We start from the raw sequence: 5,441 nt of genomic DNA, 5'->3' as shown, positions 1-5,441 counted from the left end.
GCACTACGGTCCATCAGTCGAAGGTAATACCCTGAGCCAACGGCAACTCCAGCGAGTAGTTCACGGTGTTGGTCTGACGGCGCATGTACCCGCGCCATGCATCGGAGCCCGATTCACGACCACCGCCGGTTTCTTTTTCACCACCAAATGCGCCACCGATTTCTGCGCCGCTCGGGCCGATGTTGACATTGGCGATGCCGCAGTCGCTGCCGACCGCCGACATGAATTGCTCGGCTTCACGCACATCGGTGGTGAAGATGCAGGACGACAGGCCTTGTGGCACGGCATTGTTCAAGCGCAGGGCTTCGTCGAAATCCTTGTAACCGATCACGTACAGAATCGGGGCGAAGGTTTCGTGGCACACCACGTCGCTCTGCTCCGGCATTTCAACAATGGCCGGCGCGACGTAGTAAGCATTAGGGAATTTGTCTTCCAGTTGGCGCTTGCCGCCGAACACTCGGCCGCCTTCGCTCAAGGCCTGCTCCAGCGCGTCCTGCATGTTTTCGAAGCTGTGTTTATCGATCAGCGGGCCGATCAGATTGCCTTCCAGCGGATGGCCGATGCGCACTTTGGAATAGGCGGCTTTCAGGCGGGTGACGATCTCTTCCTTCACCGATTCGTGCGCGATCAGGCGACGCAGCGTGGTGCAACGTTGACCGGCGGTGCCGACGGCGCTGAACAGGATGGCGCGAACGGCCATGTCCAGGTCGGCGCTTGGGCCGAGGATCATGGCGTTGTTGCCACCCAGTTCCAGAATGCTACGGGCGAATCGCGCGGCAATTTTCGGCGCCACTTCGCGACCCATACGGGTGCTGCCGGTGGCGCTGATCAGCGCGACACGCGGGTCATCGACCAGTGCTTCGCCGGCATCGCGGCCGCCGATGATCACTTGGCTCAGGTGTGGCGGTGCATCGCTGAAGTTTTTCAGGACGCGGTCGAACAGCGCCTGGCAGGCCAGCGCGGTCAATGGAGTTTTCTCAGACGGCTTCCAGATCACCGGGTTACCGCACACCAGCGCCAGCGCGGTGTTCCAGGCCCAGACTGCGACCGGGAAGTTGAACGCACTAATGACGCCGACGACGCCCAACGGGTGCCAGGTTTCGCGCATGTGGTGGCCAGGACGCTCGGACGCGATGGTCAAGCCGTACAACTGACGGGACAGGCCGACCGCGAAATCGCAGATGTCGATCATTTCCTGAACTTCACCCAGGCCTTCCTGGGTGATCTTGCCGGCTTCCCAGGACACCAGCTCGCCGAGGTCAGCCTTGTATTCACGCAGGATGTCGCCCAGTTGGCGTACCAGTTCGCCACGACGCGGCGCCGGAACCTTGCGCCACAGCTCGAACGCATGATCGGCACGACTGATGTGCTGCTCGACTTCAGCAGCACCTTCCCAGTTTACGGCGGCGATCTGGCTGCCATCGATTGGCGAATGCACCGGCACTTTGCCGTTCTGGTACAGGGCCGGGTTCACACCAAGACGATCAAGCAATGCGGCAACCATGGGTTACTCCTCGAGCAAAAAAACAAAGGGTGCAGCCGGAATCATCACGGCTGATCAGACCTGTAGTTTTAGCTCCCCGGAGGTTACCCAACAAACGACGATTAAGAGAGATATCATTCCGTTTATTCATGCTGCGAATTGCTGGTAAGAAAGAAACAAGAAAAAGGACAAACAATGCTGAATAAACGCTACCTGCCGTCGATCACAGCCCTGCAGTGTTTCGAGGCCGTAACCCGGCATTTGAGCTTCACCCGGGCCGCCGAAGAGCTGAACCTGACCCAGAGCGCCGTCAGTAAACAAGTCGCGCAACTCGAAGAATTGTTGCAGCACTTGTTGTTCCGCCGCGTGCGCCGACGCCTGCAAATGACCCCGGCCGGTGATTTGTATCTGGTAGAAGTACGAAAAATCCTCACTCAGGTGGAGATGTCTACCCATTACCTGCGCTCCTACGGTGGTGAAACCGAAGTCTTGCGCGTTTCGACCCCGCCGACTTTCGGTGCGCGTTGGCTGGTGCCTCGTCTGAAAGGCTGGCGCCTGCGCCATCCGTCGATTCACCTGGACCTGTGCAGCGAGCAGGAAGCCGACGATTTGCTGCAAGGTCGCAGCGATCTGGCGTTCTACTTCGGCCAGGGCTCACGGCCCGGCACCGAATGCCTGAAGCTGTTTGGTGAAGAACTGGTGCCGGTTTGCGCCCCAGGCAGCCTGCCTGATACGCCGTTCACCGACCCGACGCAACTCACCGACCTTGTCCTGCTGCAAAACGCCTCCCGGCCCCAGGCCTGGCACGACTGGTTCGACAGTCAGGGCTACCACACCGAGCACAGCTACCACGGCCCGCGCTTTGAAACCTTCTACATGTGCATCCGCGCCGCTCAGGTCGGCTGCGGCGTGGCGCTGTTACCAAGGTTTCTGGTGGAAGAGGAATTGGCTGACGGCAAACTGGTCATACCGTGGAAGCACGCGATGCCCAGCACGGATGCGTATTTCCTGGCATATCCCGAGCATTCGGCGGAAGTGCCCAAAGTGCGCGATTTTGTGAAGTGGATGCTGGAGCAGATTGATAGTCCGGATGGATCGCAATATTGAGCCTTGGGAGGGAGTAAGCCTTATAGCCATGGGGCACCGATTTCCAAGATCAGTGTCAGCCTCACGATATAACAAAGAGCCCGTCAATAACGCTGGTTTGCGCAAGACGTCCGCGCAGATCATCGTCAATGACGGGATCATCCATGCTGTATAGCCGTACCTTTCGAAACGCATCGATTCGATTGACCTCCTGACCGAGATACTCCCAAACAACACGCGAACACGCGGGAGTGCGATGGTCTGCAGCGGAAACGCCCATTTTCAAGCCGTTGAGTCGAGTAATGCAGCTTTTGAAGCTAGGAATAAGAATGGTTTGGCTGATTTCGTTGGACGTCAGCGACTCATAATCGATGAGAAACAATCGATCCTGTAAATAGTAGGCAACCCCCACATACCGATACTGCTCATATTCCTCGTCCACGCCGGCTATTTGTAAACGTTCATTTCGCTCATACATGAAGTGCTGGTCTTCTTCATATACATGCACCAAAGCGCAAATAATAGAACCGGGCTCTGTCATCGCGTGGTAATACTCATAGTAGTACCCGGTATAGGATTTTAGTTGCAAGGAGGTCTGTTGCCGAAGATGTTCAAGTATCCGTTCCGGCGCCGAGACCTCGCGCAAATGGCTTACCAGCTTTGTCTTGCCACCAATAAGACTGACGAATTGATCTGTCGGCAACCCAATTTCGAACTCCTCCACTCCAAAAAAATCACAAATCCGCTTTAGGTTAAAAGCCGTGGGAATACTATTTCCGCTCAGGTATTTATTAAATTGCCCGCGATTAATCCGAAGTTTCCTACATACTTCAGCGACAGATCGGTAGTGACTACACAGTAGCTTTAAGTTAGCAGGTAGAAAATCACGCATATTAGTCCATCAAAACAGCGTCAGAAGGCGCAACCATAGCAGCTACTCGCATCACATTTAAGCAACTTGCGAAATTGCGAAAATTGATAGATGACCTGATATTACGGGACCTGAAAAATTTCAGGATTTTGTACACCATCGATTCGCCAGCACTCTCAAAAACAGCAAGGAGCTTTGAATGCTTGACGTCATCAACGACTTTCTCTCTGGAAAGGTTTTGATACCTTTGGTTCTTGGACTGGGAACCTACTTCACCATCCGTTCACGATTTGTACAGCTTCGCTACTTCGTACACATGATTTCTGTGTTACGTGGAAGTTCGCACACCGGCAACAACCACTTGAGCTCATTACAGGCATTGACGCTTAGCCTGGCCGGACGGGTGGGAACGGGCAATATTGTGGGCGTCGGTATTGCCTTGAGCATGGGCGGCCCCGGCGCAGTGTTCTGGATGTGGATGACCGCCCTGCTGGGGATGTCGAGCAGCTTTTTCGAATGCTCACTGGGTCAACTCTACAAACGCTGCGATGCAAACGGTCAATATCGAGGGGGCCCATCCTGGTACATCCAGCACGGTCTTGGCAAACGCTGGCTCGGTACGATTGTTGCGCTCCTACTGCTGGTGACCTTCGGGTTTGCCATCAATGGCCTTGAGTCTCATGCCGTATCGCACTCTCTCAACAATGCCTTTGGTTTATCGACGATGTGGTCCGGATTCACACTGTCGTTGTTGCTGGTCATAGTGTTCGTGGGCGGTATAAAGCGAATCGCGGCTGTAGCCGATCTATTGGTTCCCCTTAAAGTTATCTCTTACATCGGCGTGACGCTTTACGTCATTGTGTTGCAATTTGACCAGGTCCCCGGCGTGCTGATCAGTATTGTGAAAAGCGCTTTCGGGCTGGATCAGGCGTTTGGCGGGCTCATCGGCACTGCAATCATCATGGGGGTCAGGCGCGGTGTGTTCTCCAATGAAGCAGGCCTGGGCAGTGCGCCTAATGTCGCATCCACGGCGAAGATCTCCCATCCGGTGGCACAAGGCGTGGTGCAGGCGTTCAGCGTCTTCATCGATACCATCGTTATTTGCACCTGTACTGCGCTGATCATTTTGCTTTCCGGTTTTTATGCACCCGGTTTCGAAGGCGATGGCATTGCGCTGGCACAAAATTCGCTGGCTGCGGTGGTAGGTGATTGGGGCCGGATGTTTATCAGCGTGGTACTTGCACTGTTTGTGTTCACGGCAATGCTTTACAACTACTACCTGGGAGAAAACAGCTTACGGTTTATCATTGCCAGCCCTCGTAAATCATTAATTGCGTACCGCGCATTAGTATTGATGCTGGTCTTTTGGGGTTCGGTCGAAGACCTCTCAACGGTGCTTGCGTTTGCCGACATCACCATGACACTGCTGGCCCTGGTCAACCTGATAGCGATGACATTGCTATTCAAAGTCTGCATGCGAATTCTGGGCGATTACGATGAACAACGTCGTGATGGCAACAAAACGCCCATTTTTGACTCAAGCAAGTTCAGCGATCTGGATCTCGATTTGAGGGCTTGGCCTGCGCTGACAGCTCCTCTTCCACCAATGAATCCTGCATGTGCGGATCGTCCCATAGCTAAAGCACAGGTCGCGTAAATTCCGAATGAACTCTGAACCATTGCACACCTGCGATGGTTCAGCCCTTAAGCAACGCATTCGCACCATCATCATTAATAAAAATTACCCGCGCCCTCAACACACAAGCGCGTTAAAGGAGTTCGTCTGTGAATCGCTATCAACCTCTTAAAGCCAGCGCATCAAACAACCCAACTTTCTATATAGACACACATGCTGCACCGCATCTGTTATTTGAAGATGCCTGCTACAGAATACGTGCCGCCACCAGCCTTTTAGAAGCGCTAACTTCCGTAACTGTTAAGCATACTAATGATGCTGACTTTTTCCGCCTGATACTTCCTGCCTATTTGTTGCTACAGGAC

The 5,441-nt window shown here is 54.2% G+C and carries 5 protein-coding genes; 3 read left to right on the top strand and 2 right to left on the bottom strand.

Features of this window, described 5'->3' with window-relative positions; translation table 11 throughout:
- Positions 1 to 13: 13 nt before the first annotated feature.
- Positions 14 to 1,504, bottom strand: a complete 1,491-nt coding sequence (gene amaB, locus AC1DRJ_RS18360) for an L-piperidine-6-carboxylate dehydrogenase (protein ID WP_477803410.1) — start codon at positions 1,502 to 1,504, stop codon at positions 14 to 16.
- A 174-nt stretch (positions 1,505 to 1,678) separates the two neighbouring features.
- Here amaB and AC1DRJ_RS18355 point away from each other — a divergent pair, with 174 nt between their 5' ends.
- Positions 1,679 to 2,590, top strand: a complete 912-nt coding sequence (locus AC1DRJ_RS18355; protein WP_477803409.1) for a LysR family transcriptional regulator — start codon at positions 1,679 to 1,681, stop codon at positions 2,588 to 2,590.
- A gap of 61 nt (positions 2,591 to 2,651) precedes the next feature.
- Here AC1DRJ_RS18355 and AC1DRJ_RS18350 read toward each other — a convergent pair whose 3' ends face one another.
- The gene (locus AC1DRJ_RS18350; protein ID WP_477803408.1) at positions 2,652 to 3,461 is read right to left on the bottom strand and encodes a helix-turn-helix domain-containing protein; all 810 of its coding nucleotides are present in this window, start codon (positions 3,459 to 3,461) and stop codon (positions 2,652 to 2,654) included.
- Between the two features lie 178 nt (positions 3,462 to 3,639).
- Between AC1DRJ_RS18350 and AC1DRJ_RS18345 the strand changes: the two genes are divergently transcribed.
- Together AC1DRJ_RS18345 and AC1DRJ_RS18340 are read left to right on the top strand one after the other, a co-directional pair.
- Positions 3,640 to 5,097: an alanine/glycine:cation symporter family protein gene (locus AC1DRJ_RS18345; RefSeq protein ID WP_477803407.1), complete on the top strand. Its 1,458-nt coding sequence runs from the start codon at positions 3,640 to 3,642 to the stop codon at positions 5,095 to 5,097.
- Between the two features lie 128 nt (positions 5,098 to 5,225).
- The coding region (locus tag AC1DRJ_RS18340; protein WP_477803406.1) for a hypothetical protein at positions 5,226 to 5,441 on the top strand (216 nt) is incomplete at its 3' end.

The organism is Pseudomonas sp. P5_B2, from assembly GCF_056400445.1.
Note: the sequence above shows the minus strand (reverse complement) of the source record. Positions and strands in the feature narration are given on the sequence as shown.